Source organism: Novosphingobium sp. NFX11, assembly GCF_057376415.1.
The window spans coordinates 15,502-34,099 of the sequence record NZ_CP080384.1 but is presented as its reverse complement, the minus strand read 5'-3'; the positions used below and the strand labels follow the sequence as shown (position 1 = coordinate 34,099).

General features: G+C 66.9%; 23 protein-coding genes and 2 pseudogenes. 9 read left to right on the top strand and 16 right to left on the bottom strand.

The window, feature by feature from the left end; all coding sequences use genetic code 11:
• Positions 1 to 22: 22 nt before the first annotated feature.
• A complete protein-coding gene (locus tag KZO24_RS00215) occupies positions 23 to 463 on the bottom strand; it encodes a glycine zipper 2TM domain-containing protein (protein WP_271180871.1) in 441 nt (146 codons plus the stop codon).
• A gap of 255 nt (positions 464 to 718) precedes the next feature.
• On the opposite strand from KZO24_RS00215, the gene rarD reads away from it, so the two are divergent.
• Positions 719 to 1,606 carry an EamA family transporter RarD gene (rarD, locus tag KZO24_RS00210; protein ID WP_271180870.1) on the top strand — a complete coding sequence of 296 codons (888 nt, stop codon included), beginning with the start codon at positions 719 to 721 and terminating at the stop codon, positions 1,604 to 1,606.
• A 24-nt stretch (positions 1,607 to 1,630) separates the two neighbouring features.
• On the opposite strand, the pseudogene KZO24_RS00205 reads toward rarD, so the two are convergent.
• A pseudogene (locus KZO24_RS00205) lies at positions 1,631 to 2,954 on the bottom strand (dihydroorotase).
• A gap of 91 nt (positions 2,955 to 3,045) precedes the next feature.
• Positions 3,046 to 3,216 (bottom strand): hypothetical protein, encoded by a 171-nt coding sequence (locus KZO24_RS00200; protein WP_486486697.1) that lies wholly within the window; start codon positions 3,214 to 3,216, stop codon positions 3,046 to 3,048.
• A 623-nt stretch (positions 3,217 to 3,839) separates the two neighbouring features.
• On the opposite strand from KZO24_RS00200, the gene rplU reads away from it, so the two are divergent.
• The 4 genes from rplU to KZO24_RS00180 all read left to right on the top strand — a co-directional run bounded on the left by rplU (position 3,840) and on the right by KZO24_RS00180 (position 6,026).
• Positions 3,840 to 4,136: a 50S ribosomal protein L21 gene (gene rplU / locus KZO24_RS00195; RefSeq protein WP_008828935.1), complete on the top strand. Its 297-nt coding sequence runs from the start codon at positions 3,840 to 3,842 to the stop codon at positions 4,134 to 4,136.
• A 24-nt stretch (positions 4,137 to 4,160) separates the two neighbouring features.
• Positions 4,161 to 4,430, top strand: coding sequence for a 50S ribosomal protein L27 (rpmA, locus tag KZO24_RS00190; protein ID WP_008828936.1), 270 nt, complete (start codon positions 4,161 to 4,163; stop codon positions 4,428 to 4,430).
• A 282-nt stretch (positions 4,431 to 4,712) separates the two neighbouring features.
• Complete coding sequence (locus KZO24_RS00185) at positions 4,713 to 5,273, top strand: GNAT family N-acetyltransferase (protein ID WP_486486696.1); 561 nt, start codon at positions 4,713 to 4,715, stop codon at positions 5,271 to 5,273.
• 189 nt (positions 5,274 to 5,462) lie between these two features.
• Positions 5,463 to 6,026, top strand: a complete 564-nt coding sequence (locus KZO24_RS00180; protein WP_008830645.1) for a GNAT family N-acetyltransferase — start codon at positions 5,463 to 5,465, stop codon at positions 6,024 to 6,026.
• Positions 6,027 to 6,048: 22 nt separating this feature from the next.
• On the opposite strand, the gene ygfZ is transcribed toward KZO24_RS00180, so the two are convergent.
• Together ygfZ and KZO24_RS00170 are read right to left on the bottom strand one after the other, a co-directional pair.
• Positions 6,049 to 6,798 carry a CAF17-like 4Fe-4S cluster assembly/insertion protein YgfZ gene (gene ygfZ, locus KZO24_RS00175; RefSeq protein WP_211149554.1) on the bottom strand — a complete coding sequence of 250 codons (750 nt, stop codon included), beginning with the start codon at positions 6,796 to 6,798 and terminating at the stop codon, positions 6,049 to 6,051.
• 40 nt (positions 6,799 to 6,838) lie between these two features.
• A complete protein-coding gene (locus KZO24_RS00170; RefSeq protein ID WP_008830643.1) occupies positions 6,839 to 7,753 on the bottom strand; it encodes a LysR family transcriptional regulator in 915 nt (304 codons plus the stop codon).
• A gap of 115 nt (positions 7,754 to 7,868) precedes the next feature.
• On the opposite strand from KZO24_RS00170, the gene KZO24_RS00165 reads away from it, so the two are divergent.
• The 4 genes from KZO24_RS00165 (at position 7,869) to KZO24_RS00150 (ending at position 10,585) form a co-directional block, all read left to right on the top strand.
• On the top strand, positions 7,869 to 8,567 hold the full coding sequence (locus KZO24_RS00165; RefSeq protein ID WP_008830642.1) for a pirin family protein: 699 nt from the start codon (positions 7,869 to 7,871) through the stop codon (positions 8,565 to 8,567).
• 81 nt (positions 8,568 to 8,648) lie between these two features.
• Positions 8,649 to 9,227, top strand: a complete 579-nt coding sequence (locus tag KZO24_RS00160; RefSeq protein WP_271180865.1) for a nitroreductase family protein — start codon at positions 8,649 to 8,651, stop codon at positions 9,225 to 9,227.
• Positions 9,228 to 9,528: 301 nt separating this feature from the next.
• Positions 9,529 to 9,861 (top strand): hypothetical protein, encoded by a 333-nt coding sequence (locus KZO24_RS00155; protein ID WP_069708871.1) that lies wholly within the window; start codon positions 9,529 to 9,531, stop codon positions 9,859 to 9,861.
• 16 nt (positions 9,862 to 9,877) lie between these two features.
• Positions 9,878 to 10,585: an HPP family protein gene (locus tag KZO24_RS00150; protein ID WP_248005723.1), complete on the top strand. Its 708-nt coding sequence runs from the start codon at positions 9,878 to 9,880 to the stop codon at positions 10,583 to 10,585.
• A gap of 107 nt (positions 10,586 to 10,692) precedes the next feature.
• Here KZO24_RS00150 and KZO24_RS00145 read toward each other — a convergent pair whose 3' ends face one another.
• The 11 genes and pseudogenes from KZO24_RS00145 to KZO24_RS00095 all read right to left on the bottom strand — a co-directional run bounded on the left by KZO24_RS00145 (position 10,693) and on the right by KZO24_RS00095 (position 18,528).
• Complete coding sequence (locus KZO24_RS00145) at positions 10,693 to 11,124, bottom strand: hypothetical protein (protein WP_271180864.1); 432 nt, start codon at positions 11,122 to 11,124, stop codon at positions 10,693 to 10,695.
• A gap of 125 nt (positions 11,125 to 11,249) precedes the next feature.
• The gene (locus KZO24_RS00140; protein ID WP_486486695.1) at positions 11,250 to 11,690 is read right to left on the bottom strand and encodes a molybdenum cofactor biosynthesis protein MoaE; all 441 of its coding nucleotides are present in this window, start codon (positions 11,688 to 11,690) and stop codon (positions 11,250 to 11,252) included.
• Position 11,691: 1 nt separating this feature from the next.
• Entirely contained in the window at positions 11,692 to 11,946 is a 255-nt protein-coding gene (locus KZO24_RS00135) for a MoaD/ThiS family protein (protein ID WP_271180862.1), read from the bottom strand.
• Position 11,947: 1 nt separating this feature from the next.
• Positions 11,948 to 12,967: a GTP 3',8-cyclase MoaA gene (gene moaA, locus KZO24_RS00130; RefSeq protein WP_271180861.1), complete on the bottom strand. Its 1,020-nt coding sequence runs from the start codon at positions 12,965 to 12,967 to the stop codon at positions 11,948 to 11,950.
• Entirely contained in the window at positions 12,964 to 13,323 is a 360-nt protein-coding gene (locus tag KZO24_RS00125; RefSeq protein ID WP_486486694.1) for a Rossmann fold domain-containing protein, read from the bottom strand. The genes moaA and KZO24_RS00125 overlap by 4 nt, the downstream gene beginning before the upstream one ends.
• Positions 13,320 to 13,691 (bottom strand): dihydroneopterin aldolase, encoded by a 372-nt coding sequence (locus KZO24_RS00120; protein WP_008830633.1) that lies wholly within the window; start codon positions 13,689 to 13,691, stop codon positions 13,320 to 13,322. The genes KZO24_RS00125 and KZO24_RS00120 overlap by 4 nt, the downstream gene beginning before the upstream one ends.
• Before the next feature lie 157 nt (positions 13,692 to 13,848).
• Complete coding sequence (locus KZO24_RS00115; protein WP_069708866.1) at positions 13,849 to 14,736, bottom strand: class I SAM-dependent methyltransferase; 888 nt, start codon at positions 14,734 to 14,736, stop codon at positions 13,849 to 13,851.
• Positions 14,736 to 16,140: pseudogene (gene thrC, locus KZO24_RS00110) on the bottom strand (threonine synthase). Before thrC ends, KZO24_RS00115 begins: the two are co-directional and overlap by 1 nt.
• Before the next feature lie 253 nt (positions 16,141 to 16,393).
• Positions 16,394 to 16,948 carry an SURF1 family protein gene (locus KZO24_RS00105; protein ID WP_271180859.1) on the bottom strand — a complete coding sequence of 185 codons (555 nt, stop codon included), beginning with the start codon at positions 16,946 to 16,948 and terminating at the stop codon, positions 16,394 to 16,396.
• Between the two features lie 88 nt (positions 16,949 to 17,036).
• Positions 17,037 to 17,858 carry a cytochrome c oxidase subunit 3 gene (locus tag KZO24_RS00100; RefSeq protein ID WP_008831555.1) on the bottom strand — a complete coding sequence of 274 codons (822 nt, stop codon included), beginning with the start codon at positions 17,856 to 17,858 and terminating at the stop codon, positions 17,037 to 17,039.
• Positions 17,859 to 17,940: 82 nt separating this feature from the next.
• Positions 17,941 to 18,528, bottom strand: coding sequence for a cytochrome c oxidase assembly protein (locus KZO24_RS00095; RefSeq protein ID WP_008831554.1), 588 nt, complete (start codon positions 18,526 to 18,528; stop codon positions 17,941 to 17,943).
• Between the last annotated feature and the right edge of the window lie 70 nt (positions 18,529 to 18,598).

The window sequence follows — 18,598 nt, the reverse complement described above, 5'->3', positions numbered from 1 at the left end:
GAAAGCTGTTCTGTCGAATGCCTTAGCGGCAGCGCGATCCGCCGCGGTCGACCTCGCGGCCGAGCAGGGCACCGGCGGCCGCACCGAGCACGGTGCCGACGGTCCGGTCGCGGCCGCCGTCGATCTCACGGCCCAGCAGCGCGCCGCCCGCACCGCCGATCAGCAGGCCGGTGGTGCCGTTGCCCCGGCGACAGTAGTAACGGCCGTCGTTGCCGCGCCACGAACTGCGGCGATAATCATCGCGATAACGGTTGTCGCGATAGCGATAGCTGTCACGATTGCCGTAGCCGCGGCGATAATCCTCGCGCGAGTAACGATAGCGATCACGGCCATGCTCGTAGGTCTGTTCGCCCGGCGCGGTGAAACCGTTGCCGTAAGGGGCGATGGCGGCCGAAGCAGGCAGTGCGACGGTCAGGCTGGCAGCGGCTGCGGCGATGGCCGAGGCCTTGAAGAATGCGTTCATCTCAACTCTCCTCTTCTAAGGAAGCGAACCGGCCATCCGAGTCGATCCGCCTTACGCATTCATTTTTAAGCCTTCGATCCTGAACGAACCGCAACGCGCCTGTCAGGATCTCGATTTTGCGACGAGCCGTTGGCGCACAGGCGATGGAGCGAGTGGTTGCCCCCGTTCCGGCGCCCTTCTAAGGGGCATGCACGGCGGATACCCTCGACCGCCGGGAGAGATATGCAGCCGATGCCCGAGACAATGCCCCGCCAAATGACCCGGCAATCGCCTTCCGTTTCCGGCCTGCTTCCGGCATTCGGCGCCTACGGCATCTGGTGCCTGTTCCCGCTCTACTTCGCGCTGTTGAAGGACGTCGCGCCGTTCGAGGTGGTCGTCTGGCGCCTGATGTGCACGCTGCCGTTCTGCCTCGTCGCGGTCGCCGTGTTGCGGCAAGGCGCGGCACTTCGGGCGGCGCTCACCAACCCGCGCACCCTCGCCACGCTGGCGCTGAGCGGGTTCCTGATCGGCGCGAACTGGCTCATCTATGTCGTCGCGATCATGGAGGGCCACGTGCTCGCAGCCAGCCTGGGCTATTACATCAATCCGCTGATGAACATCCTTGCGGCGACGGTCTTCCTCAAGGAGAAGCTGACGCGGCGACAGTGGATCGCCGTGGCCCTCGCGACGATCGGCGTGGCGCTGCTGGCGAAGGGCGCTCTCGATACCTTGTGGATCAGCCTGATGCTGGCGCTGAGCTTCGCGTGCTACGGCCTGGCCCGCAAGCTCGCGCCGGTGGCCGCGCTGCCGGGCCTGACGGTCGAGACGCTGGTGCTGTTCGTGCCCGCGCTCGCCCTGATGTGGTGGCAGATGCAGGCGCCGGGCGGGCTGGCGATGGGCTCCTCGACGCGGATCAGCCTGCTGCTGCTCTGCGCCGGGCCGCTGACCGCGATCCCGCTGATGCTCTTCGCCACCGCCGCGCGCGCCCTGCCCTTCTCGGTGCTGGGCTTTATCCAGTTCGTGACGCCGACCGGGTTGTTCCTGATGAGCGTGTTCATCTTCCACGAGCCGCTGAGACCGATCCAGCTGGTCTGCTTCGCCTTCATCTGGGCGGCCGTCGGCGTATTCTGCTGGGACATCCTTTCACGCCGGACGGGAGGGTAACCCTCCGGCGCGATGGCGCCGGGGTCAGAGCGCCCCGGCGAATCGCAGCGCCTCGCCCTGTGCCTCGTTGGCGAGCTGGCCTTCCCACATCGCCGAGTGCCCGCGCACGATCGTACCGACGACGCGGCCTTCCAGTTCCATCCCTGCGAACGGCGTCCAGCCGCAGCGGCTCTCGCCCCATTCCTCGGTCACGGTGAAAGTGCCCTTGCGGTCGACCACGGTGAAGTCTGCGTCATAGCCCACCGCAATGCGGCCCTTGCCGACGAGACCGAACACCCGCTGCACGCCCGAAGAGGTCATGTCGATCAGCCGCTCTAGGGTCATGCGCCCCTTGGCGACATGGTCGAGCATCAGCGGCAGCAAGGTCTGCACCCCGGCATGCCCGAGGGGCTGTTCGGATAGGTCTTGGCCTTTTCCTCGCGCGTGTGCGGCGCGTGGTCGGAGCCGATCACGTCGGGCACGCCCGCGCGCAGCCAGTGCCACAACCCGTCGCGGTGCGCGGCCGAGCGGACCGGCGGGTTCATCTGCGCGAACGTGCCGATCCTGGGATAGGCTTCCTCGGCCGCCAGCGTCAGGTGTTGGGGGTCACCTCGCAGGTCGCGACATCGCGGTGCTGGGCGATCAGCTCCAGCTCGGCCGGAGTGGTGATGTGCAGGATGTGGATCGGGCGGCGCGCCTCGCGGGCAAGGCGCAGGATGCGCTTCGTCGCCAGCATCGCGCTTTCGTCGTCGCGCCATACCGGGTGGCTGGAGGGGTCGCCCTCCACCCGCAGGTCCTTGCGCGCGTTCATCCGCGCCTCGTCCTCGGCATGGATGGCGACGCGGCGACGCCCGTGGGCCAGCACGCGGGCGAGCTGCTCGTCCTCGGCCACCAGCAGGCTGCCGGTCGAGGCGCCCATGAAGATCTTGACGCCCGCCGTACCGGGAATGCGCTCGAGGTCCGCCAGCGCGACCGCATTGTCGGCCGTGGCGCCTACGTAGAACGCGTGATCGCAGTACATCCGGTGATGCGCGCGCTTCAGCTTGTCGAGGACGCGCTCCTCGGTATCGGTGTTGGGGTTGGTGTTGGGCATCTCGAACACCGCCGTGATGCCGCCCATCACCGCCGCGCGGCTGCCGGTCTCGAGGTCTTCCTTGTGCTCCAGCCCCGGCTCGCGGAAGTGGACCTGGCTGTCGATGACGCCGGGCAGCACGTCGAGCCCGGTGCAGTCGATCCGCTTCGCCGCATCGGGGTAGGAGCCGACGCCGAGGATCTTGCCGTCACGCACCGCGACATCGGCGACCACCGGGCCGCTCGGCGTATGGACGGTGCCGCCGGAAAGGACGAGTTCGGGTGCGGTTGCAGTCATCTGGGACGGCCTTTCTGCGACAATTTCACGAAGAAGGCCGACCTAGGCCCCTCTCCCGCCGCTTTCAAGGCAATCCCGTCGAGGCGGCCGGTCAGGTCCTGAGGCGGCCCGCCAGCCCCGCCAGCACCTTGTCCTGCGCATCGAGCAGCGCAGCGACTTGCGCGCGGGCGTCGGCGATGGCCTTGACCTCGGGCGATTCCTCGACCGGCGCCTTGTCGCGCGCGTCGGCATAGAGAACGTCGAGTTCGGCAAGCGCCGTCATGCCCGAGGAGCGGCTCGATCTCGAGCTTCGCGAGGGCGACGCTGGCAGCGCTCCACGAATCGCTGCCAGTAGAACCTGCCGCAGCACTCGCCCGCTCAGCAGCGGGGCGATTGGACTGGAACTGTCGGTCCGACTGCTCCGCGATTTTCACGAGGCCGGCAAGGCGCGTGACGAGATCGGCGCTCGCAGGGGGCAACGCCGGAGCAGCCTGCCCCGAATCTCCGGGCGCGGCGCTGGCGGTGCCGCTGACGCGTTCGACGTCGCGCTGTGCCAGCGAGGGATAGCCACCGGAAGACGAGCAGGCCGTCATGGCGAGGGAAAGAACGCCGCACAGGATGGCGGGGGCGGTCAAACGGACTTTCGCGCGGATCATGAAGCTGCCATAGCACGGCCGACGCGAAGCGGGAGAGGCTTTGGACCGCCGAAACGGCCAAGTCCTTGCCAAGTCCTTGGTTGACACGAATCGGCCCATACCCTAACGGCACCCATCTTTCCGGCACCTCGCATCACGCGGGGCGGTCGGCACGTCGCCCGAAAAGTTCCATGGTCCTTCGGGACCTGAGCGGCCGGGGCAGGTTTGTTTCGGCTCGTTTCGGGCATTTTTGAGATTAGGTAAGGGCACCATGTTCGCAGTTGTGCGCACGGGCGGCAAGCAGTACCGGGTTGCCGCCGGAGACAAGATCGCGGTCGAGAAGCTGGCTGGTGAAGCCGGTGACAAGATCACCCTGGGTGACATCCTGCTCGCAGGCAAGGACGGCGAAGTCGCGGACATCGCGAACGTGACCGTCGCCGCCGAGATCATCGCCCAGGCGAAGAGCGAGAAGGTCGTGGTGTTCAAGAAGCGCCGCCGCCACAACTATCGCCGCAAGGCCGGCCACCGCCAGCAGATGACCCTGCTGCGCATCGTGTCCGTCGGCTGACCCCAGAATTCGGAGTAACCAGCAATGGCACATAAGAAAGCAGGCGGTTCGTCGCGTAACGGTCGCGACTCCGCAGGACGCCGCCTCGGCGTCAAGAAGTTCGGCGGTCAGGAAGTGATCGGCGGCAACATCATCGTCCGTCAGCGCGGCACCCGCGTGTACCCGGGCGTAAACGTCGGTCTTGGCAAGGACCACACCCTGTTCGCTCTCGCGGAAGGCCGCGTGCGCTTCCACGACGGCAAGCAGGGCCGCAAGTACGTCTCGGTAGACGTCATGGCGGAAGCCGCCGAGTAATCGGATGGTCTCTGTAAGGGCCATCCTGACGGGATGGCCCCGCTGATTCTCCCAGGAGAATCAGCAGAATGAGGGAGAGGGCCCCGCCCGTCTCCCTCTTTTCGTATCTCCCTCCAGCGTGTCCGGGAACCGACACGGCGACTTCGGGTTGCACCGCGCACGGTGCGGCGGCGATGGCGCGCGTCCCCTCGGATCTGTTGCGATTACCGCCTTGTAACCACGGGCGTAATTGCAGTGTCACGCCGGCCCGCTAAGCGCGCGCCGGGGGTTGGAGTAACGAAAATGTTCATTCGCAGCGAAAGGCTGTTCCTGCGCCCTGCCTGGCCGGAGGATCGCGACGAGCTGATGGCCCGGATCGGCCATGAAGCCGTCGTGAGCAACCTCGCCCGCGTGCCCTGGCCCTATACGGCCGAGGACGCCCGCGCCTTCGTCGAAAAGCCGCAGGATCACCGCCTTCCCAGCTTCCTCGTCACCGCGCCCGGTGCCGAAGGTGCCCGTATCGTCGGCGGCTGCGGCCTGTCGATGCTCGATGGCGAGGTCAACCTCGGCTACTGGATCACGCCCGACGAACAGGGACGCGGCTATGCGACCGAGGCCGCCCGCACCCTGCTGTCGCTGACCCGCGCACTCGGCCACGACCGCGTCGTGGCGCACCACTTCGTCGACAATGCCGCATCGGGCCGGGTGCTCGAGAAGGTCGGTTTCAGCCGCACAGGTCGTGTTGCCGAGCGTTTCAGCCGGGCACGGGGCTATGCCAGCCCCTCACGCGAGCACGAGATCGTGTTCGAGAGCCCGGCCGACTGCGGCGGCGGCGATCTGATGAATCGCCGATGCGCGGCCTGATCCCTCCAATTAACCACTGAAAACGGCGCTAGGGCTAATCCCCTGGCGCCGTTCTCATATCCGGTTAACCGGCGCCTGCGACGATTTCATCGCTGATCGCGAAGGATTCTGCACCAAACTGCGTGCATCTGCGCCGACTTGCGTGCATGATCCGAGTCGCAGGGCACTAGCACGACGGAGAACCGTGGAATGTTCGTCCGCACGGAGAGGTTGTTTTTGAGACCGGCATGGCCGGAAGACTTCGACGATCTTGTCGAGGCTCTTTCGGACGATGACGTTCAGCGCACTGTCGGCGTGGCTCCTTTGCCCCGTTCGGCGGAGGAACTGCGCATCTATCTGGACCGGCCGCGAGATCCGCGCCTTCCCCATTTCTTCATGTATCTGCGCGCGCCCGGCGGGCCGCAACTGGTCGGAAGTATAGGGTTGGGTCGGAGCGACAGCGCGCTCGGCGCCAAGGAGATCGAGGTCGGCTACTGGATCGTCCCGAGATATCGGGGTCGCGGCTATGCCGGAGAGGCCTTGCGCGCGGTGGTTAACCAGGCGCGCTCGCTCGGCCACTTGCGGGTCATCGCCAGCCACTTCGCCGACAGCCGGGGCACGCAGCAGGTGCTGGAAAGCGCCGGCTTCCACGACACCGGGCAGGTACGGTCGCGCTACAGCGCCTCGCGGGCGATGGAGCATCCGGCGCGCATCTACGTCGCCGATCTCGACCGGCGCCTGAGCCCGCGCATGGAAATGGCCGGAGCCGCCTGACAGGCTGCTCCGGTGCGTTGCCTCAGGCTTCTGCGGCAATCCACTTGGGCATGACGTCGGCCGGGATGTCCTCCACCCGCAAGTGGTCCACCGCGAGCCCCAGTTCGGGGTAGGCGGCGCGGCGGCGCTTGTCGTCCGAACGGGCCAGCGGCACCACCACGAGGCGGCGGTTGACCTTCTGGCGCCAGTTCATGCGCGCGGTGTTCTCCTGCCCGACGTAGCAGCCCTTGGTGAAGCTGACGCCGTGTAGGTCCGCCGCGTTGCATTCGAGCCAGAGCGTTTCACCATCGCCCAGTTCCGCACGCCCTTCGGGCACCCGAAGCGCCAGACGGTGGGCACGCCAGGCGGCGTCTGCGCCGGTCTCTTCCTCGGCCGGATCGGTGGCATCCACCACCGCGACCCAGCGCTCGCCAAGGGCATGGAGGCGCGGGTCCGGAGCGGCGCCGTCGCCCGTGTGCGGACGCCAGTGCACGGCGAGCCGGTCGTCGCGGGCAATGTCGATCGCCTTGCGCAGCCGGTACATCGACAGGCGCTTCACCAGCGCGTCGGCGACTTCGGCCTCGCAGTCGATGAGCAGCCCCTTGCCGCCCGGCCAGACGATGAAGTCGAACAGCGCCTTGCCCTGCGGCGTCAGCAGTCCCGTCCAGACCGGCAGGGTTCCGGCCACGTCCGAGGTCACGAGACCCTGCAGGAAATCGACGACGTTCTCATTCGAATCGGGGCGCGGGGACAGCCGGATCACGGCGCGGTCGAACAGGCGGGTAGCGGTCATGCGCCCTAAGTGGAGTAGCCCGAACCGCCCCGCAAGACCCTCACTTGGTCGATGGACATTTCGCGAGACGTTCGCGCATTTCGTCGAGCACCCAGACGGCGGCGGGGCCGGGCCGGCTGTCCTTGCGCCACAGCGCCACGAGCGCGTAATCGAGCGCGGACCGCTCGGGCAGCTTCAGTTCCACGAGTGTGCCTGCCTCGAGGTCCGCCCTCACGGCATGGCGCGGCATCGAGCCCCAGCCGATGCCCTCCTTGAGCAGCGCATGTTTGGCGCCGAGGTCCGCCAGACGCCACGAGCGCGGGCTGAACACGGAGAAATCGCGCCCCTCCGTCAGCGGCGAACGGTCGGTCAGGACAAGTTGCAGGTGCTTGCGCGTCTCGCCCGGCTCGATCCGCTCGAACTTGGCGAGGGCGTGGTCGGGGGCGGCGACGGGAACCATCTCGACCGAGCCGATCGTCTCGCGCTCGATCTCCGCAAGGTCCATGATGTCCGGCCCGGCGATACCCAGCGTCGCGCGCCCGTCGAGCACCAGCGCGGCGACAGCGCCCAGCGCCTCAATGTGGAGGCGCAGCGGAACCGTCGGAAAACGCACCTGAAAGTCGCGCAACAGGCGGGCGAGCACGTTGCCCGGCACCATCACGTCCACCGCCAGCGACAGCTCCGCCTCCAGCCCCTGCCGCAGACTGCGGACCTTGGCGAGCAGGGCGTCGACGTCGTCGGAGATCGCGTGCGCCTCGGACAACAGCGCGCGACCGGCCTCGGTCAACTGCGGACGGCGCGAGCCTTCGCGGTCGAACAGGCGCACGTCGAGCTGGCTTTCGAGCTGGGCGATGGCGTAGCTGACCACCGAAATCGCGCGGCCAAGTCGCCTGGCGGCTGCATTGAAACTGCCCTCTTCCACCACGGCCAGAAAGCACCGCAAGTGATCGAGACTGGGCGGAACGACGTCGACCATTCAACTTTCCTGAATAATTCAGCCGAGTTTATCACAATTTCGCGATAGCCACGCAAGGGCTACATGGCACTCAACAGGGCCTTAACGGCACCTAACGCATACAAAGGAGTGCCCCATGATCGAACTGCGTCCCTTCGAGAGCATCGGCGCCGCCAATCACGGATGGCTCGATGCCCGCCACCATTTCTCCTTCGCCGACTACCATGATCCGGCGCGCACCAACTGGGGGCGCCTGCGGGTCTGGAACGACGACACCATCGCCGCCAGGTCCGGCTTCCCGCCGCACCCGCACCGCGACATGGAGATCGTCACTTATGTCCGCACCGGCGCGATCACGCACAAGGACAGCCTGGGCAACACCGGCCGCACCGGCGCGGGCGACGTCCAGGTTATGAGCGCCGGCACCGGCATCCAGCACTCGGAGTACAACCTCGAGGACGAGGCGACGACGCTGTTCCAGATCTGGATCATCCCAGACCGCCGCGGCGAGCAGCCGAGCTGGGGCGCCCGTCCTTTCCCCAAGGAGGACCGTTCGGGCCAGTTCGTGACCTTGGCAAGCGGCATCGCCGGGGACGACGACGCCCTCCACATCAACGCCGAGGCGCGCGTGCTGGGCGCGACGGTGAAGGCGGGCGACACGGTGACTTACGCCACCGACGCCGCGCGCCACAGCTACCTCGTCCCCGCCACCGGCCGCATCCGGGTCGGTGACGTGGAAGCCAATGCCCGCGACGGCGTGGCCATCACTGGGCTCGACACGATCACCGTGACCGCTCTCGAAGACGCGGAACTGGTGCTGGTGGACGCAGCCTGACATAGCGCGGGGGTGATTCGAAAGGATTGCCCCCTGCTTGCGCACTCTCCCTAAGCCCTTAGCAGACAAGGACATATTTCGATGACCGGACGTATCGCCAATCCCAAGATCGAGAAGCTCATCGTCGACCGCTGGAGCCCCCGCGCCTTCGACGGCAGCGAGATGCCGCAGGAAGACCTCGACGCGATCCTCGAAGCCGGTGGCTGGGCGCCCTCGGCCTACAACGTGCAGCCCTGGACCTTCCTCTACGCCAAGAAGGGCGACGCGAACTGGGACCTGTTCCTGTCGGGCCTGATCGACTTCAACGCCGGCTGGGCCAAGGAAGCCTCGGCGATCGTCTATGTCGTCTCCGACAAGTTCATGCGCTCGGACAAGGGCAACTCCGAAAACCACAGCCACAGCTTCGACGCTGGCGCCGCCTGGGTGCTCGCCGCGATCCAGGCACAGGCGCTGGGCTACCACACCCATGGCATGACCGGCCTGAAGTTCGGCGAGGCCGAAGCCGCGCTCGGCATCCCGGAAGACCATCGCCTCGAAGCCGCCTTCGCCATCGGCAAGCAGGGTGACAAGTCGGTCCTGCCCGACTTCCTGCAGTCGCGCGAAGTCGCCAGCGACCGCAAGCCGCTGGCCGAGATCGCCAAGGCCGGCAAGTTCGCCTGATCCTTTCGGCGCCCGCACCCCTCCCCTCCAGTGCGGGCGCCCATCGGCCCGGTCCTCCCAACGGAGGGCCGGGCTTTTTGATCTGCCCGCCAAGACGCGATGGCATGTGATCAAACCCACCCTTCGTCATTGCGAGCGCAGCGAAGCAATCCAGGGCGGTGCAGTGCTGCCCTGGATTGCTTCGCTGCGCTCGCAATGACGGATGAGGGAGACAGGCGGCTCTCACTCACATCCAGTCTCATCGCGCCCTGATCTTCCCGCCGCCCTGAAATCGCCTTGATCGCATGGCCTCCTGCTCTCCATGCCGATCGCCGACCTCCCGCCCGAACCGCCCGCGATCGCAGCGCCGCTGTTCGACCTTGCGCAGATGCCGCAGGACGGGACGGTCGATCTCCATGCCGTCAAGCCGCGCTGCCCGGTCGGCCGCCCCGGAGAAATCGTCGTCTGCGCGACCAACCCGGAAAAGGAGCGCCTGCGTCCGCTTCCCGATACTTACGAGACGCCGGACGGCCTGCCCCGCGCGCAGATGGGCCTGAGCGAAAACTCCTCGCTCGGCGTCGAGCTTGATTCCGCGACGCTGGGCAGCGGCCAAGTCAGCAACCGGGCGATGGTGCGCTACAAGCTGAAGTTCTGATAGCCCGCCTATCGCAATGCGAGGCAAATCCGGGCTCGTCACCCGCACCGCTCTGCGCCATAGCGCCGCCATGGTCCGGCACATTCATTCCCTGCGCCTCCACGCCCTCGGCCGTCTGGGCTGGGCGCGCGGCGCGATCGGCGCGGCGCTGGGGATCGCGCTTTCCGGCTTCGCGACATGGGCCCTGCTCGGCGGGCATCAGGCCCACGCCCTGCCCTTCCTCGTCGCGCCGCTGGGCGCCTCGGCGGTGCTGGTGTTCTGCGTTCCGGCGAGCCCTCTCGCGCAGCCGTGGTCGGTGATCGGCGGAGACCTGCTCTCGGCCGCGATCGGCATTTCGATCGGGCACCTGATCGGCAATCCGTGGCTGGGCGGGAGCATCGCGGTGGGGCTTGCCATCGCGGCGATGTCGGTGGCCCGCTGCCTCCATCCGCCGGGCGGTGCCTGCGCCCTGCTCTGCGCGCTCGGCGCGGGCGGGCAGGTGCCGTGGGACGCGACGCTGATGATCCCGATCGGCGCCAACGTGCTGGTGCTGTGCAGCTTCGGCTGGCTCTACAACAACTTCACCGGTCACGCCTGGCCGCATGTCGCGCCGCCCCCGCCGATTCCCGTCTCCACGCGTGAGGACGTCGTCGCGGTGCTGGAGGAATGGGACGAAGTGCTCGACGTGGACGTCGATGATCTCGACGCCTTCGTGCAGGCGGTGCTGCGACGCCGGGCGTCCTGACGCGAAAAGTCCCACCCCCGGCCAGAAGGGTGGGACTCCCGAACTTTCCGACGCAGTCTGCCTGAAGGGCTCCCAGCCCGGTGAACCAGATTCAGGCAGGCCCCGCGTCAGGTGAAGGCGACGATGATCGCGACCGCCAGGCCCCAGCACAGGATCAGCACGGGTAGCGTGAGAACCTGGACGGCCGCTTCGCCCGCCGTGAGCCTTCCGTTCAGAGTGTCGATGCCGCGTGCGGCAAGCTGGCCCCATGTTGGCGCGGCGGCATCGTTGTGGGGTTTCATCTTCACCCAGTGCCCGGCCAGCCCGAACGCCATGAGAACCAACCCGGCGAAGATGACCATCGGGATGGCCAGTTCCGGGTTCATGAACGTGGCGGCCATGACACCGATGAAGGCGAGGTAGAGCGCGACCGTGGCGACATAGAAGCCGGTCGGCAGGCCGAAGCTGCGGTCAACTCCAAAATGCATTGGCGTGCGGGCGGGAACGGCCGTGACCGTAGCCAGACCCTGAAGCTGCTGCCGGGTAAGACGTTGGGACATGATGCTGATCTCCTTGGGTGATCGGCATATGCGCGCCTTCGCGCCATGATCTCGTTGATGCGGGTCAAAACCCCCGCCGGAGAGAAGAAATTTCGTCGTCCTGGACTTTATCCGGGACGACGGGGTCACCAGCGCGCGATATCCTCGAAGTCCTGCTCCCGCGGTTCGATCCAGCGCCATTGGCCGCCGGTCTTCTCGCGCTTCCAGAACCACGATCTGCTCTTGAGGTGGTCCATCGCGAAGTCCGCCGCCGCAAAGGCATCGCGCCGGTGCCGGGCAGCGGCGGCAACAAGCACGATCGGCTCGGCCGGGAGCATCACCCCGCTGCGGTGGATCACCAGCAGCCCGTCAAGCGCCCAGCGCCCGCGCACGCGCGTCGCCAGATCTTGCATCGCGGGCAGCGTCAGCGGGTCATAGTGCCGCAGTTCCAGCGCCTCGCAGCCCGCGCCCTCACGCACTTGCCCAAGGAAGCTGACGATCCCGCCCGCTTGCGGGTGCGCGGCGGTGAAGGCGCTCAGTTCCGCTGCCGGATCGAAGCCGGACGTCAGCAGGCGAACGTCGGACATGTCAGCCACCCGAAACCGGCGGCAGGAAGGCCAGTTCGTCGCCCTCTGCCAGCACCACGCCGCCCTTTTCGGCGATCAGCGCGCCGTTGAGCGCGACTTTCACCCGCACTCCGGCGACGGTCTCGACCAGATCGGGCGTGTAATGCTCCTCCAGATGCGCCAGCAGAGCGGCCCAGCCGAGCGGTACATCGACGCTGATGCCATCCGTCCCCGCCAGCTCCTCAAGCCGTCCGAGGAACACCAGTTTCGCGCTCATATCACCCACCCGTCATCGACATGTGCCGCGCCAGCGCAGGCGCCTCGCCGCGTCCGTCGATCGCGAAGTGATGGCGCTCAGGCTTGATCCGCATCGCCGTGTCCAGCGCCGCCGACAAGGCGCCTTGCGGATCGTCCGAACGCAGCGCCGCGCGCAGGTCCACCTGCTCATTGCCGCCGAGGCACGCATAGAGCTGCCCCGTCGCGGTGACGCGGATGCGGTTGCAGCCCTCGCAGAAGTTGTTTGTCAGCGGGCTGATCAGGCCGAGCCGTCCGCCGGTTTCCGCGACGTCCCAGTAACGCGCCGGGCCGCCGGTGCGGTGCCCGCTCGGCGTCAGGGTCCAGCGCCGGGCCAGATCCTCCTGCACCGCGACGAGCGGCAGGTAGTGGTCGAAGCGGTCTTCCTCCACTTCGCCCAGCGGCATGACCTCGATCAGCGTCGCCTCGAAGCCCTGCGCGTGCGCCCAGGCGACGATATCGGCGATCTCGTGCTCGTTGATGCCCTTGAGCGCCACAGTGTTGAGCTTGACCTTCAGGCCCGCCGCCTTCGCCGCCGCCAGCCCCTCCAGCACCTGCGGCAGCGAATCGCGCCGGGTCAGCCGCGCGAAAGCCTCGCGGTCGAGGGTATCGAGCGAAACGTTGATCCGCCGCACCCCCGCCGCGCGCAGATCGTCGGCGAATTCGGCAAGGCGGGTGCCGTTGGTGGTGAGGGTCAGCTCTTCCAGCCCACCCTGCCCGTCAGCCGCGCCGATCCGGCGGCCGAGCGCCCGGACGAGGTCGATCATGTCGCGCCGGACCAGCGGTTCGCCGCCGGTCAGCCGCAATTTGGTGATACCGCGTGCGATGAAGCCGAGGGCAAGGTCGTGCATCTCGTCGAGCGTCAGCACGTCCTTCTTGGGAAGGAACGTCATCCGCTCCGGCATGCAGTAGGCGCAGCGCAAGTCGCAGCGGTCGGTCACCGACAGGCGCAGGTACGTGATCCTGCGCTGGAACTGGTCGACGAGGGGCTGCGGCGTGCTCATTCGGACGGATATAGCACTCCGCCCGCGCCCTTGCCATTGAGCGGTAGTAATTGTCCCGTCACACCGCCTGCACCATCGAGCCAGCGTTGCGCCGCCGCCACAGCCTCCCGCCCACCTGCTCCGGCGTCGCTCTCGACGGCATTGACCCGCGAAGGTGCGAAGCGGCGGGCAAGGCCCTGCACGGCGGCAAGGCGCCAGGCGCGATGCTCGTGATCTGCGGGCAGGAAAACCAGCGTCAGCGGATCGGCGCCGCCCGACAGCGTCGCCTCGATCCCGGGCAGCAGGCGGGCATGGAAATCGGCCGCAGCCTCGAGCGCGTCGTCCGACAGCGGCCCGAGATGGAGCAACTCGTTCAACGACGTTCCCGCGTCAGGGTCATGCCGATCAGTTCGTTGACCTCGGTGAGCGCCAGCTTGACGATCTTCACCGTCACCGCCTCGACCCGCTCGTCCTGCAGGAACAGCGTCTCACAGACGTGATCGGCGACCGCCTCGATCAGCTTGAAGTGGACGCCCTGTGGCAGCGCCTCCGACGCCGCGAACTTGAGGTCCATGTAGTTCTTGCTCGCCGTCAGCGGCGTGTCGGGGGCGTAGTGGTCCGCGGGCCGCAGCTTCACCGTGATGGTGAAACGCAGGGGCTGCGGCTTGCCGGTTTCCTCCGAGTAGATGCCGGTGAGGACATCCTGCTCGAAATCGGCGACTTCAAGGATCAGCGAATCGGCCATGATGTGGGCGCCTTTAGGGGATGGCGGCGCGGATGGGAATGCCCACCCCGTCCGGCTAGGCCCTGCGGGCCAAGCCTCCCGGCCCTCCCGCATGCAGGAGGGCGAAGGGCTTTGCTCTCATTCCCCTCCCGCCTGCGGGAGGGGGCAGGAGTGGGCCTTACGCCGGGTTCGACCAGCGCGCGAAGATCGCGGTCGGCAGCAACCGCCCCTCGCCATCTTCCCGCACCGACAGGTCGCCATGCTCGATCTTCCCGGGAAGTCCGGCGAACAGCTCGTCCATCAGCCCGGCCAGCGCCAGCGAAGACATGCGCACCGCATAGACCGTCAGGAACAGGAACCGGCTGTCGGCATCGAGCAGCTTGCGGCAATCGGCGAGAAGCCCCGGAAGGTGCTCTTCCAGACGCCAGGTCTCGCCGGTGGGGCCGCGCCCGAACTTGGGCGGGTCGAGGATGATGCCGTCGTAACGCTTCTCACGCCGGACTTCGCGCGCGGCGAACTTGGCCGCGTCGTCGATCATCCAGCGCACCGGGCGGTCCTGCAGCCCCGCCAGAGCGGCGTTCTCGCGCGCCTGCGCGACGGACTTCTTGGACGCATCCACATGCGTCACCGGGCCATGGGCCGACAGCGCAAGAGTGCCGACGCCGGTATAGCCGAACAGGTTCATCGTGCTGGCATCGGTGCGCCCGGCCAGCATCCCGCGCATCCAGTCCCACACCGGCGCCATGTCCGGGAAGAAGCCGAGATGACGGAACGGGGTGCACTGCGCGGTGAACGAAACTTCGTTCCACGCCAGCGGCCAGCCATCGCGCGGCACGGCCTTGTCGAACTGCCAGCGGCCACCGCCGTCCTCGTCCGAACCAGGCACGAACTCGCCATGGGCGTCCCAATGCTCGCTCCGCGGAGTCCACATCGCCTGCGGTTCGGGGCGCACGAAGCGGTAGTCGCCGTAGCGCTCCAGCTTGCGTCCGTGGCCCGAATCGACGAGGCCGTAATCCGCCCAACCCTCTCCGGCGAGGATCAGCGGCTCTGTGACAAGCTCAGCCATCAGACTTTCGGGCTGGCGTGCGCCGCCACGAATTCGGTCACGGCCTCGAAGGTGCCGGGCAGCGTTTCGTACTTTTCCTCACGCTCGAACAGGTCGCCCACGCGGGTCGGCAGGGTCGGGCGCTGGCCGGTGGCGCGCTCGACGGCCTCGGGGAACTTGGCGGGGTGCGCGGTCGCCAGCGTGACGACCGGCACGCTCGCGTCGATGCCCGCCGTGCGCGCGGCGAAAAGACCGCAGGCGGTGTGCGGGTCGATCAGTTCGCCGGTCGCCTCGTAGGCCCAGCGGATGGTCGAGGCCATCTCGTCGGCATCGGCACGGGCCGACGAGAACAGCGCCGAGGCGCCCTCACGCTGCGCGTTGGTCAGTTGCATCGCCTTCGTCGATCTCGAACCCGGCCATCTGCTCGGCCAGAGCCTTGCCGTCGCGCCCCCCGAGGTCGAACAGCAGGCGCTCGAAATTCGAGGACACCTGAATGTCCATCGACGGCGCAGCGGTCGGCGTCACCGTCCCCTGCGAGTAATCGCCCTCGGCCAGCGCGCGGTGAAGGATGTCGTTCACGTTGGTCGCGACGATCAGCCTCTCGACCGGCAGACCCATCTGCGCCGCCACATAGCCCGCGAAAACGTCGCCGAAGTTGCCCGTCGGCACCGAGAACGCCACCTTGCGATGCGGCGCGCCAAGCTGCAGCCCGGCCGCGAAGTAGTACACGACCTGCGCCATCAGGCGCGCCCAGTTGATCGAGTTCACCGCGCCGATGGCGAAGCGGTCGGTCATACCCTTGTCATTGAACACGCGCTTCACGATCGCCTGCGCGTCGTCGAAGTTGGCGTGCTCCAGCGCGATGTTGTGCACGTTGGGCGCCAGCACCGTCGTCATCTGGCGGCGCTGCACGTCCGAAACGCGGCCCTTGGGGTGGAGCATGAAGATGTCCACCTTCGCACGCCCCGCAACCGCGTCAATCGCCGCAGACCCGGTATCGCCCGAGGTCGCACCCACGATCGTCAGGTTGCGATCCGAACGGCCAAGGAACTCCTCGAACAACAGGCCCAGCAACTGCAGCGCCACGTCCTTGAACGCCAGCGTCGGGCCGTGGAACAGCTCAAGCAACCACTGCTGCGAATCGAGCTGCTTGAGCGGCGTTACGCCGTCATGCGCGAAACGGCCGTAAGCTGCCGTGGTCAGCTCCAGCAGGCGCTCTTCGGTGAGGCTGCCCGCGACGAACGGCGCCATGACCTTGGCGGCCAGCTCGGCATAAGGAAGCCCCGCCCAGCTCGCGATTTCCTCGGCCGAGAAACGCGGCCACTCACGCGGAACGTAAAGGCCACCATCCGATGCGAGGCCGGCAAGCGTCGCGCCTTCGAAATCAAGCGCCGGAGCGCTGCCGCGGGTGCTGATATAGTCCATCGGGCGCGGTTAGCCGTGAAGGCGGGAAATGAAAAGAGCGTGAAGGGTGTGAAGAAGGAAAGAAATGAATCTGGGGCCATCGCCCCAGACCCCTTAACCGTCGAGGTGACGCGCGCAGCCTCCTCCCGCGCCCACGATGAGCCGGGAGACAAAACAGCCTGCGGCGCAATGTGTGGCTGAGGCTGCTGCGCGCCCGACGACGACGGTATGGGGGTCTGGGGCGCCAAAGGTATATGGGGGGCCCCAGGACTTCCTACTTCCTCTTCCTGAGCGCCAGAAAGTAGATAACCAACGCCGTAGCCGCGAAGAAGAACCACTGCCCCGCATACGACAAGTGGTTGTTCGGCAGATCCGCCGGATCAGGGATCGCGTTTTCCTCCAGTCCGCCAACCGCAGGCATCGCCACAAGACGCGGGCCGGGGGCGATCATGCCGGTGACGTCTCGGCCCTGCCATGCTCCAGCGTTGGGCTGGAGCGACCATCCCATCACCACCAGCGCCCTGCCACCGCCCGGCAGCGTGCATTCGGCGGTCTGGGCCACGCCGGGCTCCCCTTTGGCGTTGCTTCCGGCGATGCTGCTGCGGTCGCCTACGCCCGCGCAGACGAGATGGGCGCGGCGATAGAGCAGGTCCTTGCCGACGCCTCGGGATGTCCACTCGACGGGCGCGGGGTTCTTCTGCGCGGCGGCGTAGTGGGCCAGCAGCGCTTCCTTTTCATGGAGGCGGCGCAGTTGCCAAAAGCCCATCGCGATCATCACCGCCACGGCGGCAAGGACGATGAGGGTCGCGAAGACGGGGATGCGGCGCATGTCAGGTCCTGATGCGAAAAAGGCAGCCGAAGCGGTCTTCGGCTGCCTTTTCGGAATGAACGATCTGTTCGATCAGTGCGTGGGCCAATTAATGCGTGGGATAGCCCCAGCCGCCCCAGATGTAGACCGCGACGAAGAGGAACAGCCACACCACGTCGACGAAGTGCCAGTACCATGCCGCCGCTTCGAAGCCGAAGTGCTGGCGGGGCGTGAAGTCGCCGTTGTAGGTGCGCTTGAGGCAGACGATCAGCATGATCGTGCCGACGATCACGTGGAAGCCGTGGAAGCCGGTCGCCATGTAGAAGGCCGAGCTGTAGGTGTTGCCGCCGAAGCCGAACGGGGCATGCATGTACTCGTAGGCCTGAATGCACGAGAACAGCGCGCCGAGCAGGATCGTCGCCCACAGGCCCTTCTTGAGCCCTTCACGATCGCCGTGGATCAGCGAGTGGTGCGCCCAGGTGACGGTAGTGCCCGAGCACAGCAGGATCAGCGTGTTGAGCAGCGGCAGGGCGAAGGGGTCCATGACCGCCTCGATCGCCTTGGGCGGCCACTGCCCGCCGATGACGTCCGCCAGTTCGGAGGGGAACAGCGAGAAGTCGAAGAAGGCCCAGAACCAGCCGACGAAGAACATCACTTCCGAAGCGATGAACAGGATCATGCCGTAGCGCTGGTGCAGCTGGACGACGGGCGTGTGATCGCCCGCGTGCGCCTCGTTGACGATCTTGGAGAACCACATGAACATCGAGGCCAGCAGGATCGCGAGCCCGGCCCAGGGCACGAAATGGCCGCCGGGCATCTTGTGCATGAACAGCACCATGCCGGTGGTGAAGGTGAAGGCGCCGATGGTCGTCGCCAGAGGCGCGATGTCGGGCGGAAGAATGTGGTAATCGTGGTTCTTCGTACCTGCCATGGTGCCTTCGTCCCCGTTCATCCAATCTCGTGTGCCGTCTGCCGCCCTGTTTTATCATGGCCGACGGTTCTTGGTACTTCGCTTAACTGCCCGTGCGCGGATGGTCCAGTGCCTTTGCGTCCTCCACCCGCGTGACGTGGAAGGTATAGCTCAGCGTGATCTGCTGCACGTCCTTGTTGTCCGGGTCGGTCAGGATCGCCGGATCGACGTAATAGAGCACCGGCATGCGCACTTCCTCGCCGGGCTTCAGCGTCTGCTCGGTGAAGCAGAAGCACTGGATCTTGTTGAAGTAGCGCGCGGCCTGTTCGGGCTCGACGTTGAAGCTGGCGGTGCCGGTGACGGTCTTGTCGCTGTCGTTCTTGGCCCAGAACAGCGCCATGTCGCGGGCGCCGATTGATACCGTGTCGGTGCGCTGGAGCGGCTTGAACTGCCAAGGCATGTTGCGCTCGACATTGGCGTCGAAGCGGATCGATATCGTCCGGCCGCTGTCCTTGACGGTGGCCGCCTTGGCCTCGTCCGCGCGCTGGGTGGTGCCGCCGTAGCCGGTCACCTGACAGAAGATGCGGTAGAGCGGCACCGACGCGAACCCGAGGCCGAGCATTGCCAAGGCCGCCGAAGCGGCCGTCAGCGCGACCTTGCGGTTGGAGCGGGGTTCGCCCTTCCCCGCCATCAGCCCATCTTCACGATGGAGATGCAGAACACCAGCACCACGAAGGCCGCGAGGCTGAGGCCGAGGGCGC